At 68.2% G+C, this 24160-nt stretch carries 16 protein-coding genes and 1 tRNA gene; 5 read left to right on the forward strand and 12 right to left on the reverse strand.

The window, feature by feature from the left end:
• Nucleotides 1-159: 159 nt before the first annotated feature.
• The 5 genes from BLO63_RS08190 to BLO63_RS08210 all read right to left on the reverse strand — a co-directional run bounded on the left by BLO63_RS08190 (nt 160) and on the right by BLO63_RS08210 (nt 4185).
• Nucleotides 160-447 (reverse strand): HPr family phosphocarrier protein, encoded by a 288-nt coding sequence (locus BLO63_RS08190; protein ID WP_091438683.1) that lies wholly within the window; start codon nt 445-447, stop codon nt 160-162.
• The gene (locus BLO63_RS08195) at nt 444-845 is read right to left on the reverse strand and encodes a PTS sugar transporter subunit IIA (RefSeq protein ID WP_091438686.1); all 402 of its coding nucleotides are present in this window, start codon (nt 843-845) and stop codon (nt 444-446) included. The genes BLO63_RS08190 and BLO63_RS08195 overlap by 4 nt, the downstream gene beginning before the upstream one ends.
• 181 nt (nt 846-1026) lie before the next feature.
• On the reverse strand, nt 1027-1503 hold the full coding sequence (locus BLO63_RS08200; protein WP_091438688.1) for an HPr kinase/phosphorylase: 477 nt from the start codon (nt 1501-1503) through the stop codon (nt 1027-1029).
• 11 nt (nt 1504-1514) lie between these two features.
• Nucleotides 1515-3479 carry a sensor histidine kinase gene (locus tag BLO63_RS08205; protein WP_091438690.1) on the reverse strand — a complete coding sequence of 655 codons (1965 nt, stop codon included), beginning with the start codon at nt 3477-3479 and terminating at the stop codon, nt 1515-1517.
• A gap of 7 nt (nt 3480-3486) precedes the next feature.
• Nucleotides 3487-4185, reverse strand: a complete 699-nt coding sequence (locus BLO63_RS08210; RefSeq protein WP_018388964.1) for a response regulator transcription factor — start codon at nt 4183-4185, stop codon at nt 3487-3489.
• A gap of 188 nt (nt 4186-4373) precedes the next feature.
• Here BLO63_RS08210 and BLO63_RS08215 point away from each other — a divergent pair, with 188 nt between their 5' ends.
• Both BLO63_RS08215 and BLO63_RS08220 read left to right on the forward strand, forming a co-directional pair.
• A complete protein-coding gene (locus tag BLO63_RS08215; protein WP_091438693.1) occupies nt 4374-5123 on the forward strand; it encodes a HugZ family pyridoxamine 5'-phosphate oxidase in 750 nt (249 codons plus the stop codon).
• Between the two features lie 119 nt (nt 5124-5242).
• Entirely contained in the window at nt 5243-6814 is a 1572-nt protein-coding gene (locus tag BLO63_RS08220; RefSeq protein WP_091438694.1) for a phosphoenolpyruvate carboxykinase (ATP), read from the forward strand.
• Nucleotides 6815-6836: 22 nt separating this feature from the next.
• Here BLO63_RS08220 and BLO63_RS08225 read toward each other — a convergent pair whose 3' ends face one another.
• Nucleotides 6837-8330: a sodium:proton antiporter gene (locus BLO63_RS08225; protein WP_091438696.1), complete on the reverse strand. Its 1494-nt coding sequence runs from the start codon at nt 8328-8330 to the stop codon at nt 6837-6839.
• Between the two features lie 197 nt (nt 8331-8527).
• Between BLO63_RS08225 and recR the strand changes: the two genes are divergently transcribed.
• Nucleotides 8528-9133: a recombination mediator RecR gene (gene recR, locus BLO63_RS08230; RefSeq protein WP_091438699.1), complete on the forward strand. Its 606-nt coding sequence runs from the start codon at nt 8528-8530 to the stop codon at nt 9131-9133.
• Nucleotides 9134-9184: 51 nt separating this feature from the next.
• On the opposite strand, the gene BLO63_RS08235 is transcribed toward recR, so the two are convergent.
• From BLO63_RS08235 to BLO63_RS08260, 6 genes are all read right to left on the reverse strand, one after another.
• A complete protein-coding gene (locus BLO63_RS08235; protein WP_091438702.1) occupies nt 9185-10537 on the reverse strand; it encodes an AmpG family muropeptide MFS transporter in 1353 nt (450 codons plus the stop codon).
• Nucleotides 10538-10796: 259 nt separating this feature from the next.
• Entirely contained in the window at nt 10797-11702 is a 906-nt protein-coding gene (locus BLO63_RS08240; RefSeq protein WP_091438705.1) for a transglutaminase family protein, read from the reverse strand.
• Complete coding sequence (locus BLO63_RS08245) at nt 11699-14212, reverse strand: circularly permuted type 2 ATP-grasp protein (protein WP_091438707.1); 2514 nt, start codon at nt 14210-14212, stop codon at nt 11699-11701. The genes BLO63_RS08240 and BLO63_RS08245 overlap by 4 nt, the downstream gene beginning before the upstream one ends.
• 110 nt (nt 14213-14322) lie before the next feature.
• Entirely contained in the window at nt 14323-17634 is a 3312-nt protein-coding gene (locus BLO63_RS08250; protein ID WP_091438710.1) for a transglutaminase family protein, read from the reverse strand.
• Between the two features lie 293 nt (nt 17635-17927).
• The gene (locus tag BLO63_RS08255; RefSeq protein WP_091438713.1) at nt 17928-21107 is read right to left on the reverse strand and encodes an efflux RND transporter permease subunit; all 3180 of its coding nucleotides are present in this window, start codon (nt 21105-21107) and stop codon (nt 17928-17930) included.
• A gap of 121 nt (nt 21108-21228) precedes the next feature.
• On the reverse strand, nt 21229-22437 hold the full coding sequence (locus BLO63_RS08260) for an efflux RND transporter periplasmic adaptor subunit (RefSeq protein WP_091438715.1): 1209 nt from the start codon (nt 22435-22437) through the stop codon (nt 21229-21231).
• Between the two features lie 533 nt (nt 22438-22970).
• Here BLO63_RS08260 and BLO63_RS08265 point away from each other — a divergent pair.
• Both BLO63_RS08265 and BLO63_RS08270 read left to right on the forward strand, forming a co-directional pair.
• Entirely contained in the window at nt 22971-23369 is a 399-nt protein-coding gene (locus BLO63_RS08265) for a hypothetical protein (RefSeq protein ID WP_091438717.1), read from the forward strand.
• A 256-nt stretch (nt 23370-23625) separates the two neighbouring features.
• Nucleotides 23626-23715: transfer RNA gene (locus BLO63_RS08270), tRNA-Ser, on the forward strand.
• The last annotated feature ends 445 nt before the right edge of the window (nt 23716-24160 follow it).

The following is a 24160-nucleotide window of genomic DNA, read 5'->3' on the forward strand; positions in this document are numbered from 1 at the left end:
CCCCGAACGATACCCCCGGAGCCTTTCGCGAGCCTGCCTGAACCACGCGCGGCGTCGCCGCCACCGGCACGTTCAGCGACGGCGTTATCGGCGCGCCTCCAAGCGAGCCCGACGATCAGCTTGCACGTGCGGGGGAATTGCCGAACTCGCGCGGCGGGCTCACTCGCCTTCGCCGAAGCGGTTCGACACCAGCGCCTCCAGCGCGTCGATCGCAGCCTGCGCTTCAGCGCCGCTGGCCTCCACTAGAATGGTGGTGCCTGGGGCAGCGGCGAGCATCATCAGCCCCATGATGGAACTGCCGCCGACCGTCTCGCCGGCGCGGGTGACGCGCACATCGGCGTCGAAGCGTTCCACCGTCTGCACGAATTTGGCCGAAGCCCGGGCATGCAGGCCGCGCTTGTTGACGATGGCCAGCTCCCGCCGGAAGGCGTCCGCGGTGGCGCTCATTTTCCGGCCAGAACCCGGCTGGCGATGTTGATATATTTGCGCCCGGCCTCCTGGGCCTGCGCCACCGCCTCGCCCATCGGCACCTCGCCGCGCACGGTGGCGAGCTTGACCAGCATCGGCAGGTTGATGCCCGCGACCACCTCGATATCCGGCGAGGTCATCACCGAGATGGCGAGATTGGAGGGGGTGCCACCGAACATGTCGGTAAGGATCACCACGCCGCCGCCGCTGTTCACCGCCGCGACCGCATCGACAATGTCCTGCCGGCGCCGTTCGATGTCGTCGTCCGGGCCAATGGTGATCGTCTCGATGTGGGATTGCGGTCCCATGACATGTTCGAGCGCGGCGCGGAATTCGCTGGCAAGGCGTCCGTGCGTTACGAGTACGAGACCTATCATCTTGCTCCGCCGCACGCCGGTCCGGCGCGACTGCAATGCTATTGCCGGAGGCATTGACCAGGGATCGCCCGCCGCCCCCTTTGCGGGGCGCACATCATCGTTGCGCTGCACATGAATGGCAAGTACCGCTGGGGAAAATCCGCGCGAGGTCGCGCACGGCTCCCTGCAACGCCGTCCGGCCCTAGTCGGGCTCCGGCACTGTGAGCAGCAGAGCCAGCACCTGCTGCACCCCATCGCCGCCGGCAAATACAGGCAGGCGCTCGATTTCCAGCCCCTCGATCACCGTTCGGCGCGCCGATGGCTCCGGCAGGCGGGCGGCGTCGGCGGCGCCGAGATCGACCACGAGATCGATCGCGGCCTCCGCCACGAAGGGCAGGCGGCGCAACCCGACGCCGCGCACCTCGATAAGCCCGGCGAGATTGTGCGGCGCGGCAGCGAACAGCCGGGCGCCGCGCCGCGACAGAAGCACCCGGTCATCGGCCACCAGTTCGGCCGGCGGCGCCAGCCCGCCGCGCCCGGCCAGGATGAGCGAGAAGGCCAGATGCGACTTGCCGGCCCCCGAGGCGCCGCGGATCAGCACCCCCCGGTCGCCGATGCGGACGCAGGAGGCATGCACCGAGGGGGAAAGGGGGGCCGCGCTGTCCTTCGCCTGCGCCATGGTTCCGCGCCTCAGCTCGCCGGCAGGCGGACGATGAAGCGGGCGCCGCCGGGCTTCGCCACCGGGATTGACGGCTCGCTATCCAGGCTCGCCACGGCGGCTGCCGTTACGGCAGCGGCCGCCATCTCGTCGGCGGACGCGACAGCAGCGGCGCTCTTGGCCTTGGCGCGCGAGGCCCTCGGCTTCTTCGCCGACGGCGCCGACGGTTGGGTTTCCGGCGGGCGGGCCTCAGCCGGGCGGTTCTCGGCCCAGATGCGCCCACCGTGAGCCTCGACGATCTGGCGCGAAATCGACAGGCCAAGCCCGGAATTCTGGCCGAAGCCCTGCTCCTCCGGCCGGTCGGTGTAGAAGCGCTCGAAGATGCGGCTCACCGCGTGCGGCGGAATGCCCGGCCCGTCATCGTCGACGATGATATCCACCGTGTCGCGGTGGCGCCGGCAGGTGACGCGCACCTCGCCGCCCTTGGCCGAGAAAGAGCGGGCATTGTCGATGAGGTTGTTGATCACCTGGCCGAGCCGCGAATCATGGCCGGGGATGACATAGGTGGAGCCCGCCCCCGGCGCCGGCTCGAAGGAGAGGCTCACCCGCACCCCATCGCCGCGCAGCACGTCATTATGCACGCCGGTGACGGTATTGAGCAGCCGGACGAGGTCCACCGGCTCGGATTCCTGGCGCTGCAGCTCGGCATCGAGCCGCGAGGCGTCGGAAATATCGGTAATCAGGCGATCGAGCCGCTTCACATCGTGCTGGATCACCTCCAGCAGACGGCCGCGCGAGACGTCGGATTTCGCCAGCGGCAGCGTCTCCACGGCGGAGCGCAGAGAGGTGAGCGGGTTCTTCAATTCGTGCGAGACGTCAGCGGCAAAGCTCTCAATCGCCTCGATGCGCGAATAGAGCGCGTCGGTCATGTCGCGCAGCGCTCCCGAGAGATGGCCGATTTCATCGGAGCGGCTGGTGAAATCCGGGATTTCGACCCGCGAGCGGGTCCGCCGGCGCACTCGCTCTGCCGCATCCGCCAGCTTGCGCACCGGGCCGGCAATGGTGCTGGCGAGCAGCAGCGACAGGACCACCATGACAGCCATGGCCACAAGGAATACCCGCACGATGACCAGCCGCTCGGCCGCCACGGCCTCGTCGATCTCGCCGCCCTGGGTGGAGAGCAGCAGCGCGCCGAGAATGGCGCGGAAACGCTGCACCGGCACAGCGACCGAGACGATGACCTGCCCGCGCTCATTGACCTGCACGGCGCTGGCCTTCTGCCCCTGCAGCGCCTCCATCACCGCCGGGTAGCCCTTGCCATTGTTGGGGCCGAGCTCCTTGTACAGCGGCAGGTCGCCGCGCTCGAACCAGAACTTCATGCTGTTCCAGCCGCGCTCCATCCAGTTCGGCTTGGGCGTGGTCGGCGCGGCCATGTCGAAGCGCAGGATTTCGCCGCGCGCATAGAGCGAGCGCGAATCGAGCAGCAGCGCGCCATCGCGGTCATAGATGCGGGCCCGGGTGCCGGTGGGCTCGACCAGGCGCTTGAGCACCGGGGCGACGCGCTCGGGATTGATCGGGAATTCGAGCGGGGCGAAGCCATCCTCGCCGGGGCCATAGCTCTCGCCCGCCCTCAGTTCCAGCAGCCGCTCGGGATCGATGGTGATGGCGTTGGTCTCGACCTGCGCCGAAGCGGCGATGGCGCCGGCGATGATCTCGCCCTGCACGATCAGGCTCTGCACCCGAGCATCGATCAGCCCGGCGCGGAATTCGGAGAGGTAGAGGATGCCCGACACCAGCACGCACATGCCGGCGAGGTTGAGCAGCACGATCCGGCGGGTGAGGCTTGAGAAGCTCTTGAAGGCGACGAAGTTGCGCGCCCGGCGCAAGGCGCCGAGAAGCCCCGCCCGCTCGGGCGAGCGGGACGACCTGTCCGTCGGGTGCCCGTCCTCGGCGACCGTCTGGCCGGCGCCGTTACGGGTCAGTTCCGGATCGAGCAAGGATCCGCTACTCCTTGAAGCGGTAGCCGACGCCGTACAGCGTCTCGATCATCTCGAAATTGTCGTCCGTCACCTTGAACTTCTTGCGCAGCCGCTTGATGTGGCTGTCGATGGTGCGGTCGTCGACATAGACTTGGTCGTCATAGGCCGCATCCATCAGCGCGTTACGGCTCTTCACCACGCCCGGGCGGGTGGCCAGCGCCTGCAGAATGAGGAACTCGGTCACCGTGAGAGTGACGTTCTCGCCCTTCCAGGTGCAGGTATGGCGCTCGGGGTCCATGCGCAGCAGGCCGCGCTCCAGCACCTTGGCGCTGTCGGTCTCGCGCGGCAGGCTGCCATCCTTGGGGGCGAAACGACGCAGCACCGCCTTTACCCGCTCCACCAGCAGGCGCTGGGAGAACGGCTTCTTGATGAAGTCGTCGGCGCCCATCTTGAGGCCGAACAGTTCGTCGATCTCGTCATCCTTGGAGGTGAGGAAGATGACCGGCATGTCGCTCTTCTGGCGCAGCCGGCGCAGCAGCTCCATGCCGTCCATGCGCGGCATCTTGATGTCGAAGATGGCGAGGTCGGGCGGGTTGGTCTTGAAGCCGTCCAGGGCGGTGGCACCGTCGGTGTACGTCTGGATGCGATAGCCCTCCGACTCCAGGGCGATGGAAACGGAGGTGAGAATGTTGCGATCGTCGTCGACGAGAGCGATGGTCGGCATCTGCGCACTTTCCTGTTCGGCGGCGGTACACGAAGGGGTGAACCCCGCCGGCGTGGCCACAATGTGACACGCAAACTGATTCAACGGAAATTAGCGCGTTTCGCGCCCGCCCGCCAATTGTGGCGAAGCGCTTGACGTCGGGCGCCGCGACGCACACCTCTTGGGCATATAGGGCGGAGCCGTTCCACATGTCAGAGACCTCATCCACATCCGACACGTTCGACCCGGCGCGGGCGGTCAAGCGCCTCATCCGCGAAAGCCAGACCGCCGCGCTGGCGACCCTTGATGCCGATGGCGGCCCTTATGCCTCGCTGGTGCAGCTCGCCAGTCTGCCCGATGGCGCGCCGCTGCTGCTGCTCTCTCAGCTCGCCCGCCACACCGCCAACCTCCAGCGCGACGCCCGCGTCTCGCTGCTGGTCGACGAGCACCGGCAGGGCGACGAATTGCAGGGTGCCCGCGCCGGGTTGAAGGGCCACATCGAGGTGATCCGTGCTCCCGACCTGCTGGCCACGGCACGCCGCCGCTTCCTGGCGCGGCACCCGGATGCGGCGGGTTTCGCCGGCTTCAGCGATTTCGCCTTCTACCGGGTGGACGTGGAGAGCGCCCATCTGGTCGCCGGATTCGGGCGGATCAAGGATGTGGAGGGCGCGGCGCTCTCCACCCGCATCGACGACGCCGAAGGGGTGCTGGCCGCCGAGGAAGGCGCCGTGGCCCACATGAATGCCGACCATGCCGACGCCATCCAGCTTTATGCGCTCCACCTCATCGGCACCGGCCCAGGCCACTGGAAGCTGGTCGGCCTCGACCCCGAGGGCTGCGACCTGATGGCTGGGACGCAGGTGCGCCGGCTCGATTTCGGCCACCGCGTCACCAATGCGCAGGAGATGCGCGCAGCGTTGGTCGAGCGCGCCAACACCGCCCGCGCGGCGGCGGTCTGAGCGTTAACCCAAGCGCGACAATCCCCGCTTTGGCCACATAATCGTCTCGGAAACTCGCGCAAAACGCCCCTTTGGACTCCCATGGTCCCGCCTCCTGTCATGCGTAGGAGAAGCCGACCGTGAAGCAAACCGGCACGCAGAGCGACCATTCCCGCCTTGAGGGCCTCGATCCCGCCGGCACCGGCCGCGTGTTCTGGAATCTTGGCACGGCGGCCCTGTGCGAGCGCGCCGTGGCGCGCGGCGAGGCGCGGCTTTCCGACAGCGGCGCGCTGGTCGTCACCACCGCCCAGAGCGGCCACGAGATCCGCCTCGCCCTCGTCGACGACGAGCCGGGCGAAAGCGGTGAAACCTCAGCGCAAACCAGCCCTGATGCCGCTGCGCCCAACCGCGCCGGCGCTCTCACGCGCCCGCACTTCGAGGCGCTGAAGGCCGACCTGCTCGCCTATGTCGGCCGCCGCACCTTGTTCGGGCAGGATCTGTGCGTCGAGGCCGGGGCGGGCCGACGCCTCTCGCTGCGCATTCTCTCCGATCAGGCCTGGCACGCGCTCTTCATCCGCCACCTCCTGCGCCCCTGCGCGGTGGCGGAAGGCGGCGAGACCGCGCCGAGGTTCACCGTGCTGTGCGCGCCGGGCTTCCGCCCCACGCCAGAGACGCATGGCGTGGCGGCGGAGGGCACCCTCGCGCTGGACCTCGCCAATGGGCTGGCGCTGATTGCCGGCACGGCGCGCACCGAGGCGATCCGCGCGGCGCTGGCGCAACTGCTCGATGGCCCGCTCACGGACGCAGGCGTGCTGCGGCTGGAAGGTGCCGCCGCCACCGCGCCGACCGGCAATGTCGTCCTTTTCCTCGGCGCCGCCGGTGCCGGCAAAAGCGCCTTGGCCGCCGCGCTGGCGAAGGGGCAGACCGGGGACAGCGCCCCGTCACATCTTGCCGATGGCGCGCTCGGCTGGGGTGAGGACGGGCTGATCGCGCTGGAGAACGCCGCCTATGCCCGGCCCGCCGATCTCGCCCAACCGGAGCACGCGGCACCGGGCTTTGGTGCCGTGCTGGAGAATATCGCCCTCGATCCCGCCAGCCGCACGCCCGACCTGGCCGAGGCGGCAAACACGGACGTGTCCCGGGTCATTCTCGCCCAGCCTTCCACCAAAAGCGCCCAGGAGGCCATCTTCGCCCCGCCCGCGCACCTGTTCCTGCTGGTGCAGGACGCAAGCGGCACGCTTCCCGCCATCGCCCGGCTGACCCCGGCACAGGCGCTCGGTTCTTGCCTCGCCGGCATGGACACCGTCCCGGTGCTGGCGGAGCGTCACGCGGCACGGCTGCACCATCTCCTCACGCAGCACGCGCCCCAGGGCTGGCTGGTCAATACCGGCTGGATCGGCGGAGCCGCCGGCGTGGGGCAGCGGGTGGCGCTGGAGGCCAGCCGCCGCCTCGTCGATGCGGCGCAGGCGGGCGAACTGGCCTCCGGCGTATGGCGCACCGATCCGCATTTCGGTTTCGACGTGCCGGCGGCGCTGGAGGGCGTCGATCCCCGCCTGCTCGATCCGGCCAAGGCATGGCCGAACCGCGTCGACCACACCGTGGCCGCGCGCCGGCTGGCGGGACAGTTCGCCGGCCGCCTCGCCCGCATCGAAGCGGCATTGAGCCAGGAGGCGCAGGGCGCGCAAACGGGGATGGTTCTGGCGGCGGAATAGCGCCGCCGCCCTTGCCTGCCGCCTACAGGAAATACAGCCAGGTCAGCAGCGCGAAGCAGGGCAGCAGGAACAGGCCCGACCACGCCATGTAGCCGAAGAAGCTCGGCATGGCGACGCCGCGGCTCTTGGCGATGGCCAGCACCATGAAATTGGGTGCGTTGCCGATATAGGTCAGCGCGCCCATGAACACGGCGCCGGCCGAGATCGCCTCCAGCGTCACCGCGTGGCGCGTCATCAGTTCCTGCGCGTCGCCGCCAGCGAGATTGAAGAAGACGAGATAGGTCGGCGCATTGTCCAGAAATCCCGAGAGCAGGCCGGTCATCCAGAAATAGCCGGCATTCACCGGCCCGCCCGCCTCGTCCGTCACCAGCGCCACCAGCGGCGCCAGCGCCCCGTCCGCGCCCGCCCGCAGGATGGCGATAACAGGGATGATGGTGAGGAAGATCGCCGCGAACAGCTTGGCCACTTCGCGGATCGGCTCCCAGTCGAAGCCGTTGCGCTCGCGGATGAACGCCGGGGTGATCCAGATCGAAATACCGGCCAGCGCCAGCAGGCTGAGATCGCGGGCGATCGAGGGCAGCGGCACATGGGTGCCGAAAAGAGTGAACTCGATGCCCGGCTTCCACAGCGCACTCATCAAGATGGCGGCGATAACGCCGCCCAGCAGCGGCAGGTTGCACAGGCCGCGCAGGCCGAGGCGCTCGGTGTCGGGGGTCGGGTCGGGCTTGCGCGGCAGCTTCTCCTCGCGCGCATAGAAATGGCGGTCGAGCAGGTAGAAAGCCCCGAGCAGCAGCACCGCCACCACCGCCGTGTCGTGGAACAGGTGCTGCGTGGTCCAGAAGAAGTCCACGCCCTTGAGGAAGCCAAGGAACAGCGGCGGATCGCCCAGCGGGGTGAGCGAGCCGCCAATGTTCGACACCAGAAAGATGAAGAACACCACGGTGTGGACGTTGAAGCGTCGCTCGTCATTGGCGCGCAGCAGCGGGCGGATCAGCACCATGGAGGCGCCGGTGGTGCCGATCAGGCTCGCCAGCACCGTGCCGATGGCGAGCAGCGCCGTGTTCACCCCCGGGCTGCCATGCAGATTGCCGGTGAGCAGGATGCCCCCCGAAATGGTGAACAGCGCGAACAGCAGGATGATGAAGGGGATGTATTCCAGCAGCGCCGCATGGGCCACTTCATAGGTGGCGAGCCCGGCGCCATAGGTCGCGACGAACGGCACGAGAAACGCCAGCGCCCAGAACAGCGCCACCTTGCCGTAATGGTGGTGCCAGAAATTCCCGGCCAGCAGCGGGATGATGGCGATCGACAGCAGCATGCCGACAAAGGGCAGGCCCCAGAGGAGCGGCAGGTGCGCCCCATCTATGCCCATGCCCTCGGCGGCATGGGCCGGCAGGGTCGCCCCGGCCAGCAGCGCGGTGACAAGGGCGAGGCTGCGGAAAGACAGCCGCGGGAGTGAAAAGCGAGGCACAACAAGGCACAGGACAGCACGCGCGGCGGCTTTCGTGGTCGTCATCAGTCTTCCCCGGATCAGCGCTCCCCGCGCATGAATCCGGTTAGCAACCCACCATCGGGGTGTCGAGCAAAACCACAGCGTGGCGGGCAAGAGAGTACCGAGCCGAACGGGCGCGGCCGGCGCCCTTTGCGGCTCGCCCCCGGCTGCGCTAGACGAGACGGCGACCGGCCGCACCGATGCCGGCCTTGAGAGATGCCATGCCCCGCGCTGTCGCCGGCCCCGAGATCGAACGCCTGATCCAGCTGCTCGCCCGGGTTCCCGGCCTCGGGCCTCGCTCGGCCCGCCGGGCGACGCTGCACCTGATCAAGAAGCGCGAGCAGCTGATGAGCCCGCTCGCCAGCGCCTTCGAGGACGTGCTGGGCAAGATCTGCACCTGCCGGGTCTGCGGCAATGTCGATGTGCGCGATCCCTGCTCGATCTGCTGCGACGACACACGCGACCCCTCCCTGCTGATCGTCGTCGCCGATGTGGCGGACCTCTGGGCGCTGGAGCGGGCCGGCGCGCTGAATGCCCGCTACCATGTGCTCGGCGGCACGCTCTCGCCGCTCGACGGCATCGGCCCGGACGAACTCAACCTGCCCTCGCTGGTCCAGCGGGTGCAGAGCGGCGCGGTGACGGAAGTCCTTCTGGCACTTGGCGCGACGGTCGATGGGCAGACCACGGCCCACTACATCACCGAGCTTCTGCGCGAGGCGAACGTCAAGGTCACCCGCCTCGCCCATGGCGTGCCGGTGGGCGGCGAGTTGGACTATCTCGACGAAGGCACGCTCTCCGCCGCCATCCGAGCCCGTTCCAGTTTCTGAGCCGGCAGCGACCCGTGCCGGCTGCAGAATACAGGCTGCAGCGCTGCCGCTTCACCTTCCGCTGGCGGCTAGCTCGCGGAAATGGCCGCGCGCCTGCAGATAGGCCAGCAGCGCCAGCCCCGGCAGGGCGGCGACGGAGGTGATGGCGAAGAACACGATCCACCCCGTCTCCACCGCAACGAAACCGGCGGAGGAGGCGAGGAAGGTCCGCCCCACCGCCGCCAGCGCGGTCAGCAGCGCGTATTGGGTGGCGGTGTGGGCCCGGTTGCCGCACAGCGCCGAGATATAGGCGACGAAGATCACCGTGCCGATCGCGCCGGCGAAGTTCTCGACCACGATGGTCGTCATCAGCGCCGGCACGTTCACGCCCATCCAGGCCTGCCAGGAAAAGGCGAGGTTGGAGAGCATCTGCAGGATTCCCCCCACCCAGAGCGCGGTGGAAAGCGGCAGCGCGCGGGCGATCACCCCGCCGGCAAAGCCGCCAAGCAGCGCCGCCGCGAAGCCCACCCCCTTGACCACGCCGGCATAGGTCGCCTTGTCGAAGCCGATGCCGATGACGAAGGCGCCGGTCAACGTGCCGGCAAAGGCATCGCAGAACTTGAACAGCACCACGAAGAGCAGGATGGCAACGGCGCTGTTGCGGGTGAGGAACTCGGAAAAGGCGCCCAACGCCGTCTGCACCACCCGCTTGGCCACCTTGGCCTCGCGTGGCGGCGCGTCGGCCGGCACCGGCGGCTCTTTGGCCATCAGCGCGGCGAACAGCCCGACGCCGACCATGGCGGCGGCGGCGAGATAGCCCCACGCCCACACCTCGGCGCGCGGCACGCCCAGCACCTCGAACCACGCCACCAGCAGCACCACGCCGGCGCCGGAGGCCAGCATGCCGACCCGGTAGGCGGCGACATAGCCGGCCATGCCGGCGGCCTGCTCGCGCACCTCCAGGCTCTCGACGCGGAAGGCATCGACCACGATGTCCTGCGTCGCCGAGGCGGTGGCGACCAGCAGGGCGCCGAAGGCGACGTGCCAGGGCGAGAGCACCGGGTCCTGAAAGCCGAGCCAGGCGACGGCCAGCACGAGTAGAAGCTGGGTGAACACCAGCCAGCCGCGCCGCCGTCCGAGCCAGCGCCCCAGCAGCGGCACGTCGAGCGCATCCACCAGCGGCGCCCAGATGAACTTGAAATTATACGGGACCCCGACCAGCGCGAAGAGGCCGATCGTGGTGAGGTTCACCTGCGCCTCGGCCATCCAGATGGTCAGCGTGGCGCCCGACAATGCCAGCGGCAGGCCGGAAGAAAAGCCCAGCAGCACGACGATAAGCACGCGCCGGCGCAGATAGACCGCGAGGCTGGCGAGAAAGCCGTCCTCGTCGCGGGCGGACGGGGCGGGGCGGGCGGTGTCGGTCATGGCGGCGTGCTCGGCGGCGGCGCGTTTCGGCGCGCGATTCGGGGGCGTCCCACCTATCTCTAAAGCGCTTTGGCCCGCGATTGAATCGACAACACCGCCCCGCCGCATCTGCGGCGACCGATGAGGGGCTCGTGGCCGCCCCGACCTCCCTCATGGCCGGGCGTGATCCGGGCCCCCAGACGTTCGGGATCGTTTGGCACAGGCTGCCATCCCGGCGCGGGCCAGGAAAGGAGAGTTGGCGGGGCGGCGGAGGCCCACCCTACCCTTTCGGCGCGGCGGCCGTATCGTCCAGCATCGGAATGACGTCGACCTCGACCTTCAGCTTCTGCTTGCCGGAGCCGAAGATCACGCCGCCGATCGGCGCGACATCGGTGTAGTCGCGGCCCACCGCCAGTACGACATGATCGGTGGCGACGATGAGGGCATTGGTCGGGTCGAGCCCCTGCCAGCCGATCTCCGCCCCGCACCAGACCGAAACCCAGGCATGGGTGGCGTCGGCGCCCTGCAGCCGCTCCTTGCCCGGCGGCGGCTCGGTGCGCAGGAAGCCGGAGACATAGGCCGCCGGCAGGCCGAGCCCGCGCAGGCCGGCGATCATGATATGGGCGAAATCCTGGCACACCCCGGCCCGCAGCTCGAATGCCGCCAGCGCCGGGGTCGAGACGTCGGTGGCGCGGGGATCATAGGTGAAGTCGGCAAAGAGCCGGTTCATCAGGTCCACCGCCCCGGCGAGCATCGGCCGGCCGGGAGGGAAACTCTCCGCCGCCCAGGCGGTGATCGGCGCGCTCAGCGCCACAGCGGGACTGGGAAACAGGAAATGCGCCGGCGAGAGGCCGGAAAGGTCGGTGCTGCCATTGGCAGCCTCGCGCGTCTCCTCCCAGGAGGGCCCAGAGTCGGGCGCAACCGCCGGCGGGGCCTCCACCTCTACCCGCGCCCGCGTCTTCACCGTGAAGCTGCGGTGCGGGGTCTCGATGCGGATATGCACCACCTTGTTGCCGAAGAAATCCCGGGTCTCGGTCCATTCCACCGGCTCGGGCTCGACCGCGAAATGGCTGGCGACCACGCGCTGGTTCGACCGCTCCACCGGCACCATCCGCACCACATGGCGCGCCACCGGCACCGCCGAGGCATAGGAATAGGCCGTGCTCTGGTGAATATCGTATTTCATGCCAGCAGGTCCCACGGCGTCTCCACCGGCTGGCGGTGGATGAAATAGCGCTCCGCCACGTCATTGGAGAGTTCCATCAGCCGGGCCTCTATCTGGCTGAGGCGGGCATCATCGAACTCCACCGCGTCGAAGGCCTTCATCGTCGCCGAAAGCCGGGCGACAAGACGCTCCTCCGGCGGCGGCAGCGCATCGCCGGCATGGCCGGGCAGCACGTCGAGATGGTCGCTGATGGCAGCGATCTGGAAGGCGAGCGAGCGCGGGTTGACCGGGTCGAGCAGCACCAGATCGAGCACCGGCGCCCGGCTCTCCACCATCACATAGCGCGAGCGATAGGTGATCTGGCTGTCGCACAGTTCCAGCAGCACATCGAGCGTGCTTGCGCTCGGCGTCTCGCCCACCAGCGCGCGGGCGAAGCGGCACACCGCGATGGCGCGCTCGATACGGCGGCCGAGATCGAGGAAGCGCCAGCCGGCCAGCCGGTTCATGTTTTCCGAGGCGAGGCCGGAAAAGGCGGCCAGCGCCCGCAGTGCCCGGTCGGCACGCTCATAGGCGTCAGGCTCGGCGCTGCCCGCAGGAGCCGGCTCCGCCATCATCAGGCCGAGATCGGCCAGCGTGCGCCAGGCATCGGGGGAGAGCCGGTCACGGATGACCGAGGCGGTGTGGCGGGCATTGTCGATGAGGTTCGGAATGGCGCCGGGCCGGTCGCGCCGGGTCAGCGCCGCCAGCACATGGCGGATCGGGCGGGCACGGGTCAGTTCGTCCGGCACCGCCCCCCAGGACTGCAGCAGGTCGAGCAGCGCCGGCACCGAGCCGCCGCCGCCATCGGCGGTGGAAGAGAGCCGGCCGGCCAGCGTGCGCAGCAGGCGCAGCGTGCATTCCGCCCGCTCGACATAGCGCCCGAGCCAGAAGAAATTATCGGCCGCGCGGCTGGGCAGCGGGCCGGTCTGGCGCTTCACCTCCACCGCATCGGGGGCCGGCAGCAGCGTGGTCTGCTCCACCGGCGCGGCGTCCAGCACCCAGACATCGGCCGAGCGGCCGCCGCCCTGCATCGACACGGCGCGGGCGTCGAGACTGTCGGAGACGCGGCAAAAGCCGCCGGGCATGACGGTCCACCCCGATTCGGTGGCGGCGACGAAGATGCGCAGGATGAAGGGGCGCGGCTCCAGCCGCCCATTGCTCCACACCGGCATGGTGGACAAGCGCACCGCCTCCTGGCCGACAATGTCGACACCGCGGGTGCGGATGGCGTGTTGCACCGCCGCGCGGCGAACGGGATCGAGATCGGCACCGATCACCGGCCCGTCCTCCAGCGCCCCCGGCACCGCCCGGCGGAAGGCGGGAGAGAGCACGAGGTCGTCGAGATTGTCGAGCACGCGCTCGCGCTCCGCCTTCTGGCCGCACCACCAGGTCGCGACATTGGGCAGGATCGGCGCCTCGCCCAGCACCTGCCGCCCGAGCCGGGGCAGGAAGCCCATCATGGCGGGGGCTTCCACCACGCCGGCACCGAGCGCGTTCACCACCGCCACCCCGCCGGCGCGGATCGCCTGCATCAGCCCGGGCACGCCGAGCCGCGAGGAGGGATTGAGCTCCAGCGGGTCGGCATAATCGGCATCGAGGCGGCGCAGCAGCACGTCGACCCGCTTCAGCCCGGCAACGGTGCGGACATAGACGATGTTGTCGCGCACCGTGAGGTCGTCACCCTCCAGCAGCACGAAGCCGAGATAGCGGGCGAGATAGGCGTGCTCGAAATAGGTCTCGTTCAGCGGGCCAGGGGTGAGCAGCCCCACCCGCCCCTCGCCGGAACGGTCGAGCCGGGTCAGCCCCGCCCGCAGCCCCTGGAAATAACCGGCAAGGCGCATGACGTTGAGCGAGCGGGCGAGGTCCGGCAGCGCTCTGGCAATGGCGATGCGGTTTTCCAGCGCGTAGCCGGCGCCCGAGGGCGACTGGGTGCGGTCGGAGAGCACCCACCAATTGCCGTCCGGCCCGCGCCCGATATCGGCGGCGTAGATCTTGAGAAAGCTGCCGCCATGCGGGTCGACGCCGACCATGGGGCGCAGGAAATCCGGGTTCCCCGCCACCACCGCCGCCGGCAGCGCGCCCGAGCCGACCAGCTTGCCCTCGCCATAAAGGTCGGAGAGCAGCCCTTCCATCATCTGCGCGCGCTGGATCAGCCCGCGCTCCAGCGCCCGCCATTCGGTGGCGTCGATGACGAGCGGCAGATGCGAGATCGGCCAGGGCCGCTCGCCGCCATTGGGGTCGTCATAGACACGGTAGAACACGCCCGAGCGATAGAGATGGCGGTCGGCGGCGCGGAATCGCCGGTTGACCTCCTCCACGCCCATCTCGGCCAGCGCCGCCAAGAGCGAGGTCCAGTGCGCGCGCGGACGCCCGTCGCCATCCACGAGTTCATCGTGAACGCCGGGAAGCGGCTTGTACTGCGCCAGCAGCGCCTCAACGGCCGCTTCTTCGAAGCGGCGCGTGCGCGCCTGCGGTTCGGTGCGAACGGGCATGGCTCCCTCTCAGCGCCGCAAAGGATGGGCATACCATCCCCATGCCCCCACCGCACGCCCCCTGCGCGCCAAAGGTCGGACCTGTGGCGTTAATGAACCAGCAAGGCGCGTCAAATCCGGGCCGGGCGGCGCAGGTCCAGCGTCGCGGGGAATTCGGTGGAAGGCTCCTCGGGCGGGATGAACAGATAGCCCGGCGTATGGCCGAGATCCTGGAAGCGCGCCAGCCGCCTTGCCTGCGCCTCATAGGAATTCACCGGGAAGGTCTCGTAGTTGCGCCCACCGGGATGGGCGACATGGTAGACGCAGCCTCCCAGCGAGCGGTTCGACCACAGGTCGACGATGTCGAAGGTCAGCGGCGCCTGCACCGGGATGGTCGGGTGCAGGCCGGAGGCCGGCTGCCACGCCTTGAAGCGCACGCCGGCGACATATTCGCCGAAGCGCCCGGTCGGCATCAGCGGCAGGCGGCGGCCATTGCAGGCGACGACGTGGCGGATCGGGTTCAGGCTCTCCACCCGCACCTGAAGCCGCTCCACCGAGGAATCGACGAAGCGCACCGTGCCGCCGGCCGCCCCCTCCTCGCCCAGCACGTTCCACGGCTCCAGCGCCTGGCGCAGTTCCAGCGTCACCCCGCCGCGCTCGACCTGGCCGAAATAGGGGAAGCGGAACTCGCGCTGCGCCTCGAACCACATCGGGTCGACCCGGTAGCCGGCGCGGCCCAGGTCGTGCAGCACGTCCATGAAGTCGGCCCAGACGAAATGCGGCAGCATGAAGCGGTCGGCCAGCGCCGTGCCCCAGCGGGCGAGCTTGCCTTCCTGCGGCTCGCGCCAGAACCAGGCGATGAGCGCGCGCAGCAGCAATTGCTGGGCGAGCGACATGCGCCAGTCCGGCGGCATCTCGAAGGAGCGGAACTCGACCAGGCCGAGGCGGCCGGTCGGCCCGTCCGGCGAGAACAGCTTGTCGATGCAGATCTCGGAACGATGGGTGTTGCCGGTGACGTCGGTGAGCAGGTTGCGGAACAGCCGGTCGACCAGCCAGGGCGGCGGCGCCATCCCCTTGCCGGGCGTCGGCACGTTCGCCATGGCGATTTCCAGCTCGTACAGGGCGTCATGGCGCGCCTCGTCGACGCGCGGCGCCTGGCTGGTCGGGCCGATGAACAGGCCGGAGAACAAGTAGGACAGCGCCGGGTGGCGCTGCCAATAGGTGATGAGGCTCTTCAACAGGTCCGGCCGGCGCAGGAACGGGCTGTCCGCCGGCATGGCGCCGCCCACCACCACATGGTTGCCGCCGCCCGTGCCGGTGTGGCGGCCGTCGACCATGAACTTCTCGGTGCCGAGGCGCGACAGCCGGGCCTCCTCATAGAGGTCGCGGGTGATCTCGACGCAGGTCTTCCAATTGGCGGCGGGATGGACATTGACCTCGATGACGCCCGGATCAGGCGCCACGCGGATGACATTGAGGCGCGGATCGATCGGCGGGGTGTAGCCCTCGATATGTACAGGCAGTTTCAGCTCGGCCGCCGTCACCTCGATGGCGGCGAGCAGTTCCAGATAATCCTCCAGCCGCTCGGTCGGCGGCATGAACACGCAGAGCCGCCCGTCGCGCGGCTCGACGGTCAGGGCGGTGCGGACCGAGCCAGTGCCGGTGAGCACCTGGTCGACCTGCCCCTGCGAGGGCTCCTCGCTCGCCGAGCGGCGATAGCGCTGGTGCAGCACCTCGGCATCCGGCAGTTCGCCGGTGATGGTCATCGGGTCGGCGGGGTTCACATAGGGGTAGGCGGCGGGCGGCACCCAGGGCAGGCTAGCCAGCGGCAGGCGGAAGCCGGCCGGCGAATCGCCCGGCACCAGAAACATGCGCCCGCGCCGGAAGCGCCACTTCTCGCTGATCCAACCGCGCGAGGCGCGGGCCTGCCAGCGCTGGATCGGCAGCACATAACCGCTCGGCGTGCCCAGCCCGCGCGCGAAGACGCGGGCAAAGCGGGCGCGTGTCTCGGCATCCTCCAGCTTGGTGTCGAACGGATCGACATTGTCCGGCAGGTCGCCTTCCTTGAGAATCCAGTGCGCGGGGTCCTCATAGGCCGGCTCGGCATAACCGGCGCCGACGCCGAGGCTGTCGGCCAGCGTCTCGATGAAGTTCTGCGCCTCGGCGATGGTGGCGCCCGCCTGCGTCTCGGCGGCGACCAGCGTCGGATCGCGCCAGATCGGCTTGCCGTCCTTGCGCCAGTAGAGCGAGAAGGTCCAGCGCGGCAGGCTTTCGCCGGGATACCATTTGCCCTGGCCGTAATGCAGCATGCCGCCGGGCGCGAAGCGCGTGCGCAGGCGGCGGATCAGCTCGTCCGCCCGCGCCCGCTTGGTCGGGCCCACCGCCGAGGTGTTCCACTCGGCGCCCTGATAATCGTCGATGGAAATGAAGGTCGGCTCGCCGCCCATGGTGAGGCGCACATCCTGCGCCGCCAGATCGGCATCCACCCGGTCGCCGAGCGCGTCGAGCGCCTCCCAGGCCTCGTCCGAAAAGGGCAGCGTGACGCGCGGCTTTTCCGCCACCCGCGTCACCCGCATGTTGAACTCGAACTCGGTCTTCGTCCCCTCCTCCGCGGTGAAGCCTCCGGTGATCGGCGCCGCCGAGGACGGGTTGGGCGTGGCGCAGAGTGGCAGATGGCTCTCGCCGCACAGGAGGCCGGAGGTGGGGTCGAGGCCGATCCAGCCGGCGCCGGGCAGATAGACCTCGCACCAGGCATGAAGATCAGTGAAATCGACCTCGGTGCCGGTCGGGCCTTCCAGCGCCTTCACGTCGGGCTTGAGCTGGATGAGATAGCCGGAGACAAAGCGGGCGGCGAGGCCGAGCCAGCGCAGCACCTGCACCAGCAGCCAGCCGGAATCGCGGCAGGAGCCGGACGCCCGCGACAACGTCTCTTCCGGCGTCTGCACGCCCGGCTCCAGCCGGATGAGATAGCCGACATGCTGCTGCACCTTCTGGTTCAGCTCAACCAGATAGTCCACCGTCATGGCGCCGGCGGGGGGCTGGATGCTGTCGACGAAGGCGTCGAGAAGCGGCCCACCCTCCTCGCGCTCCAGATAAGGGATCAGCTCCTTGGCGAGGCCGGGCGGATAGGCGAAGGGCAGCCGCTCGGCATATTCCTCGATGAAGAAGTCGAACGGGTTGTAGACCGTCATGTCGGCGATGAGGTCGACCTCGACCCGGAACTCGGTCGCCTTCTCCGGGAAGACGAAGCGGGCCATCCAGTTGCCGAACGGGTCCTGCTGCCAGTTCACGAAATGATTGGAAGGCGTGACCTTGAGCGAATAGCTCTGCACCGGGGTTCGGCAATGGGGCGCCGGGCGCAGCCGGATGATCTGGGGCCCGAGCAGGACCGGGCGGTCATAGGTGTAGGCCGTGACGTGATGCAGGCTCGCGAAGATTGTCATAGGCACCAACCGACAGACGAAGACGACGCCGCACGCGCCCGGAAGCGGCCAGCGGGGCGGAACCCTGTGATGAACGCAGGAATCGTGCCGCAGGGCAATGGGGCGACCGCCCAAGGCCGCCGCCGCCGGCTGCCCCGGCGCCGCCTAGCCCGGCGCCAGCACAGTGGCGCGAATTGAGGCGAGAGGCACGCGAAAAGGGACGCGAAGTTGGGATGCCGACGCTCGGCACGAGAGCGAAGGCTCGCGCGGGCGCCCCACACCCGCACAGGCCTGCCTGCCGCTTCCGCGCCGGCTCACGCCGAATGCGCGGTTCCCTCGCCCGAGGCGGGCGGCACGGTGCCGGCCGGCGCCTTGCCGCGCACACGCCATTCCTCGAAGCGCTGCAGCACCGTGTAGAAGGAGGGCACGAACAGCACGGCGAGGCAGGTGGAGGCGAGCATGCCGGAGAACACCGCGATGCCGATCGACTTGCGCGAGGCGGCGCCCGCGCCGGTGGCCAGCACCAGCGGCAGCACGCCGAGGATGAAGGCGAAGGAGGTCATCAGGATCGGCCGGAATCGCAGCCGCGCGGCCTCGGTCGCCGCCTCCACGATCTCCATCCCCTCGGCCCGTTTCTCGCGTGCGAACTCCACGATCAGAATGGCGTTCTTGGCCGAGAGCGCGATCAGAAGGATCAATCCGATCTGGGTGTAGAGGTTGTTGGAGATCCCCACGCCGGTGAGCGCCACGACGGTGCCGAGCAGGGCGAGCGGCACGGCCAGCAGCACCGAGAACGGCAGCACCCAGCTCTCATACTGGCCGGCGAGCACGAAATAGACCAGCAGGATGGCGAGGCCGAAGACGAAGTAGACCTCGTTGCCAACCACCTCCTCCTGATAGGACATGGCGGTCCAGCTGGAGCCCATGCCAGCCGGCATCGTCGCGTCGGCGACCTGATCCATGATGTCGAGTGCCTGGCCGGACGAGAAGCCGGGCGCCGGGCCACCCTGGATCGTGGTGGCGGGGTAGAGATTATACAGCGTGATCAGCGGCGGGCCGAAGGCGGGCTCCACCTCGGCCAGCGTGCCGAGCGGCACCATGACGCCTTCCGGGGTGCGGATCTTCAGGTTGAGGATTTCCTCCGGCGTGCGGCGGAAATCGGGCTCGGACTGGATATAGGCTTGGAAGGTCTGCCCGAACTCGTTGAACTGGGTGACGTAGCTGGAGCCGACATAGCCCTGCACAGTCGAGAACACCTGCCCCACTGTCACGCCCAGCGTCTCGGCCTTGATGCGGTTGATCTTGAGCAGCAGCTGCGGAACGTTGGCGCGGAACGAGGTGGACAGGCGCTGCAGTGCCGACTGGGTCGAGGCATTGGCGAGGATCTGCTGCGTCACCGCCTGAAGCTCGGAAAAATCGAAGCTGCCGTCCCTCTGCTGGAGCATCATGGTGAAGCCGGAGGCATTGCCCACGCCCTGGATCGCCGGCGGCACCAGCACGAAGGTGAAGGCCTCGTCGACCTGCTGCAGCTCCTTGTTCAGCGTGTCATAGATGTCGCGCAGCCCCTGTCCGGCCTTGTCGCGCTCGTCCCACGGATTGAGCATGACATAGGCGACGCCGCCATTGGCGAGGGTGGCGTTGTTGTCGAGCACCGAAACGCCGGAAATGGCGATGACGTCCTTCACCCCCGGCGTCTTCCCGGCGATTTCGGAAATCTGGCTCATCACCGCGGTGGTGCGCTGCAGCGAGGCCGCATCGGGAAGCTGCGCGCCGATAAGCACATAGCCTTGGTCCTCGGTCGGCAGGAAGCCGGTGGGCACCCGGGTGAGGCCCCATATCGCGAGGCCAATCAGCACCAAGCCGATGGTGACCACTACCGCGCTCGCCTTGACCATGTGGTGGATCAGGCCGGCATACCAGTGCTCGGCCTTGTTGTAGACAGCGTTGAAGCCCCGGTAGAAGAAATTGCGCTGGCCTTCCGGCACCGGCTTGCGCAGCCACAGCGCGCACTGGGTGGGCTTCAGCGTCAGCGCGTTGATCGCCGAGATGAAGGCGGTGGCGGCGATGACCAGCGCGAACTGCTTGTACATCTGGCCGGTGAGGCCGGGCATGAACGCCGCCGGCAGGAACACCGCCATCAGCACCAGGGTGATGCCGATGATCGGCCCGAGCAGTTCGTCCATCGCCTTTTCGGCGGCCTCGCGGCCAGGCAGGCCCTTCTCGATATGGCGCGCCACCCCTTCGACGATGACGATGGCGTCGTCGACCACGATGCCGATGGCCAGCACGATCGCGAACAGGGTGGACAGGTTGACCGTGAAGCCCATCGCCGCCATGGCGGCGAAGGTGCCAATGATCGTCACCGGCACCGTAGTCGCTGGCACCAGCATCGCCCGCCAGTCCTGCAGGAACACCAGGATGACGATGAGCACGAGGATGCCGGCCTCGAACAGTGTGACGTAGACCTCGGAAATCGAGGCATTCACGAACACGGTGGTGTCGAACGGCACGGCATAGGAAAGGCCGGGTGGGAAGCTCTTGGAGAGCTCCTCCATCTTGGCCCGCACCTCAGTCGCCACCTGCAGCGAGTTCGCCTCCGGAAGCTGGTAGATACCGAGCGCCGCCGCTGGCTTGTCGTTGAAGGTGAAGATCTGGCTGTAGGTCTGCGCGCCAATCTCGACCCGCGCTACGTCGCGCAGCCGCGTGATGCGCCCGCCATCGGCGTTCGACACCTTGACGATGATGTTCTCATAGTCGGCGACGTCGTTGAGCCGGCCATCCATCGACAGGGTGAACTGGAAGTTCTGGCCCTTCGGCACCGGCGGCATGCCGACCACGCCGGACGCCACTTCCTGGCTCTGCTGCTGGATCGCGTCGATCACGTCCTGCGGGGTGAGCTGGCGTGCCTGCAATTCGTCCGGATTGAGCCAGACGCGCATCGCATAATTGCCCGCGCCGAAGACGCTTACATTGCCGACACCATCGAGGCGGGCAATCTCGTTCTCAAGATTGATGACGCCGTAATTGGCCAGGAACAGGCTGTCGAACTGCCCTTCCGGCGAATAGAGCGTGACGAACTGAAGGATCGCAGTCGACTTGATCTGCGTGGTCACGCCCTGCACCTGCACCGCCTGCGGCAGCGAGGCGAGGGCGATGGCGACGCGGTTCTGCACCAGCACCTGCGCCATGTTCGGGTCGGTGCCGATGGCGAAGGTCACGGTCAGCGAGTAGGTGCCGTCGCTGGCGCTGGTGGACTGCATGTAAAGCATGTCCTCGACGCCGTTCACCTGCTGCTCGATCGGCAGCGCGACGGTGTCGACCAGCGTGCGGGCGCTGGCGCCGGGATAGAGCGTCGTCACCTGGATGGTCGGGGGCACGACGTTGGGATATTGCGCCACCGGCAGCGAGTAGAGCGCGACGGCGCCGATCAGCACGAAGACCAGCGCGAGAACGTTGGCGAGGACCGGCCGTTCGATAAAGAAGCGGGAGATCATGTGACGGGCCTTCGGTTCATGCGGGCCGGAGCGAAAGTCGCGGGGTATCGGGTCGCGGGGTCTTGGCAGGCGTTCGGAGCGTCGTCGTGCGGCGGCCGTGCCACTGGCAATCAGCCGGCGGTCAGTTCGCCGGCTTGGCCGGGGTCGCGCTCCCGTTCTTGGCAGCGTCGGTCTTTGTCGGCTCGGTCTTGGCCGCGTCGGTAGTGGCCGCGTCGGGTGTCCCCGCCGCGCTGCCATCCGCCTTGCCCTCGACCGGCGCGACCTTCGAGCCCGGCGTCGCCCGCTGGATGCCGCCCACCACCACGCGATCGCCGGCCGCAAGGCCGGATTCGATCACCCGGTACTCGCCGATCTGCTGGCCGACGGTGACGATCTTCTGCTCGACCACGTCGTCCTTGTTCACCACCAGCACATATTTGCCCTGCTGCGCGGTGCCGATCGCCGTATCGGCGACGAGGAAGGCATTGGGAATCTGCTTGGCGGGGATACGCACGCGCACGAACAGGCCGGGCAGCAGCTCCAGCGTCGGGTTGTCGAACACGCCGCGCACCAGCAGCGTGCCGGTGGCGGGGTCGACTTCCGGCGACACATAGTCGAGCCGGCCCTTGTGCGGGTAAGCGTCGCCCTCGTCCTGCAGGCCGAGATCGATCTCGATCTCTTTCACATCCTCGATCGTGCGGCCCTGCGCCGCCAGCGCCTGCTTGATCCGCAGGACCTGGTTCTCGCCGATGTTGAAATAGGCGTAGATCGGGTTCATCTGCACGATGGTGGCGAGCTTGGTCGGCTCGGTGTGGCCAACCAGTTGGCCGACATCGGCGAGGTGGCGGGTGACGATGCCGTCAAACGGCGCCAGCACCGTGGTGTAGCCGAGATTGATGGTGGCGATCTCGATATTGGCCTTGGCCGCGTCCACCGAGGCGACAGCCTGGTCCCGCGCCGCGCGCGCCTTGTCGACCGTCGCCTGCGAGGAGAAGTCCTGCTGGCCGAGCGTCGACTGACGCTGATATTCGGCTTCGTTATTGGTGAGCTGAGCCTCAGCCGAGGCCAGCTGGGCCTTGGCCTGGTCGAGATTGGCCTGATAGGTGTCCTGCTGGATGAGGAAGAGGCGGTCGCCCTTCTTCATCACCGCGCCGTCCTTATAGTCGATCGACATCAGGAAGCCTTCGACACGGGCGACCAGATCGACCGTGTTGATGGAAGCGGTGTTGCCGGTGAATTCCAGATACTGCGTCACCGCCTGCTGCACGGGCGCGGCAACCGTCACCTGCGGCGGCGGGGGCGGGACATATTTGTTCTCTTCCGAGCACGCCGCCAGCAGCACGGACACCATCCCGACGCCGAGCAAACCGGCTCCCGCACGCCACCAACCGGCCTTACTCACGCTCGGACCCATTCCACTCTCCCGTGGCGCCATTTCCGCCACCGGACTATACCGCCGACCGCCCCCTTGTCTAGTTGCGCCTACTTTCACGTATTCAATAAAAAGAAACATTCCAGAAATAGAAAATAGAGAAATGTACAAACGTGATCTTGCACATTCGGCCGCCCCAGGGAGCGCCGAATCCCGCTTCGGCCGGCTCTTTCTCCGCCGGAAACCGTCGCTATAGTTCACCTCATTCGGATTGCACGCGGCATTTAGGCACCATTTTGGCGGCGATCGAGCCTGCCGACCGCGAGCCGCCCCTCAAAATCTTGCGCGGCCGGCCCCTCTCCCGGTTTGGCTGCCGCGACGGGGAGCGGCCGCCTGCGTTCGAGGCGCCCGGACGGCTCGACTTTTACCGCGCATCGACTAGGCTGCACCGGCGCGGCGAGCTTGCAGCCCGAGTTCCGGTCCGGACGCCGCGCCGGACCGCGAGGCCCTTCATGTCGCACACGCATTTTCGCCGCCGCGCCCTTCTCGCCGCCCTGTCGCTGGCGGTCCTGCCGGTTGCGGCGCTCGTCCTGCCCGGGGCCGCGCCAGTCGCCCTTGCGCAGGCGGGCGATGCCCGCTTCGCCGGCCTGTCGCTCACCCATGGCGACCTGTTCACCAATGATGTGGGCACGGTGATGGGAGTGACGGTGGCCAACAACACCGCCGCCACGGTCGGCTCGGTCACGGTCGCGTGCAGCTTCACCGCCAAGGGCAAGCCGGCGGGTTCGGCGGATACCACAATCTATAACATCGTCGCCGGCGCGACCGGCCAGGACCGGGTGAACCTGATGGGTCCTAAGGCCGACGCCGCCAGCTGCGCCATCACCGCCATCGGCCCTCCGCTGGACTGACTCGGGTGCGCCAGCACCGCCTGGCGCGCGGCAGCCCCTTGGCGCCCGGGCCGGGCCGCCGGACGCGCGCAGGATGCCGGCAAATCGGGCCGCGGGAGCGCCCGAGACGGCGCTTTTCAACAGCCCGACACGATTGCCGGCACGTCCGCGTGCGCGGCGCTTGCCAGAGTGGCGCGCTTCGCTATATTCCGCGCCTCTTCGATGGTTCGCGGGCCGGTCCCGCCGCGATCGAAGCACCCGGCCCCAGGCCGGTGACGGAGGGGTGGCCGAGTGGTTGAAGGCGCACGCCTGGAAAGTGTGTATACGGGAAACCGTATCGCGGGTTCGAATCCCGCTCCCTCCGCCAGTTTTTAGACTAAAGCCCTGATTTACAAGGCGTTTTAGGACTGGCTGAGCCCAAGCACCCTCATTTCGTCCCACATATTTGAATTGCTGCGCGCCCCGACCGACCATTGAGCGCCCTCTCGCTTGGGCCGCGATCTGCCGGCTCTCGGGGTGCTCGGTCATCATGCGCTGCGGCCCAACCCTTTGCCGCGAAGCGGAGGCGATCGCCTTTAAAAAGTCGATGAAGGCGCTTGTCCGGACGCCCTTAGGATTTTGGCTCAGATCAACGGTTTGCACGACCACCAGCCGTTTGGCCGGCACAACGGCGATGATCTGGCCGCCATAGCCCGACGCGTAGAAGGCGTTCTTTCCCCAAATGTCCTCGGGAAGGGTCCACCACAAATAGCCATAGCCCTGCCGAATCCGCTTCGCCGAGGAATAGGTCGTGGTCGACTCCCTGACCCATG

It is taken from the genome of Ancylobacter rudongensis (assembly GCF_900100155.1).
In the GTDB taxonomy this organism is placed as follows: Bacteria; Pseudomonadota; Alphaproteobacteria; order Rhizobiales; family Xanthobacteraceae; genus Ancylobacter; species Ancylobacter rudongensis.

Bases quoted from the DNA above. Each gene is read 5' to 3' on its own strand.
- BLO63_RS08250 (WP_091438710.1), bottom strand. From the start codon at position 17,634: ATGACAATCTTCGCGAGCCTGCATCACGTCACGGCCTACACCTATGAC.
- BLO63_RS08225 (WP_091438696.1), bottom strand. From the start codon at position 8,330: ATGACGACCACGAAAGCCGCCGCGCGTGCTGTCCTGTGCCTTGTTGTG.
- BLO63_RS08195 (WP_091438686.1), bottom strand. From the start codon at position 845: ATGATAGGTCTCGTACTCGTAACGCACGGACGCCTTGCCAGCGAATTC.
- BLO63_RS08265 (WP_091438717.1), top strand. From the start codon at position 22,971: ATGTCGCACACGCATTTTCGCCGCCGCGCCCTTCTCGCCGCCCTGTCG.
- BLO63_RS08245 (WP_091438707.1), bottom strand. From the start codon at position 14,212: ATGCCCGTTCGCACCGAACCGCAGGCGCGCACGCGCCGCTTCGAAGAA.
- BLO63_RS08190 (WP_091438683.1), bottom strand. From the start codon at position 447: ATGAGCGCCACCGCGGACGCCTTCCGGCGGGAGCTGGCCATCGTCAAC.
- BLO63_RS08240 (WP_091438705.1), bottom strand. From the start codon at position 11,702: ATGAAATACGATATTCACCAGAGCACGGCCTATTCCTATGCCTCGGCG.
- BLO63_RS08210 (WP_018388964.1), bottom strand. From the start codon at position 4,185: ATGCCGACCATCGCTCTCGTCGACGACGATCGCAACATTCTCACCTCC.
- BLO63_RS08235 (WP_091438702.1), bottom strand. From the start codon at position 10,537: ATGACCGACACCGCCCGCCCCGCCCCGTCCGCCCGCGACGAGGACGGC.
- BLO63_RS08200 (WP_091438688.1), bottom strand. From the start codon at position 1,503: ATGGCGCAGGCGAAGGACAGCGCGGCCCCCCTTTCCCCCTCGGTGCAT.
- BLO63_RS08260 (WP_091438715.1), bottom strand. From the start codon at position 22,437: ATGGTGTCCGTGCTGCTGGCGGCGTGCTCGGAAGAGAACAAATATGTC.
- BLO63_RS08255 (WP_091438713.1), bottom strand. From the start codon at position 21,107: ATGATCTCCCGCTTCTTTATCGAACGGCCGGTCCTCGCCAACGTTCTC.
- recR (WP_091438699.1), top strand. From the start codon at position 8,528: ATGCCCCGCGCTGTCGCCGGCCCCGAGATCGAACGCCTGATCCAGCTG.
- BLO63_RS08215 (WP_091438693.1), top strand. From the start codon at position 4,374: ATGTCAGAGACCTCATCCACATCCGACACGTTCGACCCGGCGCGGGCG.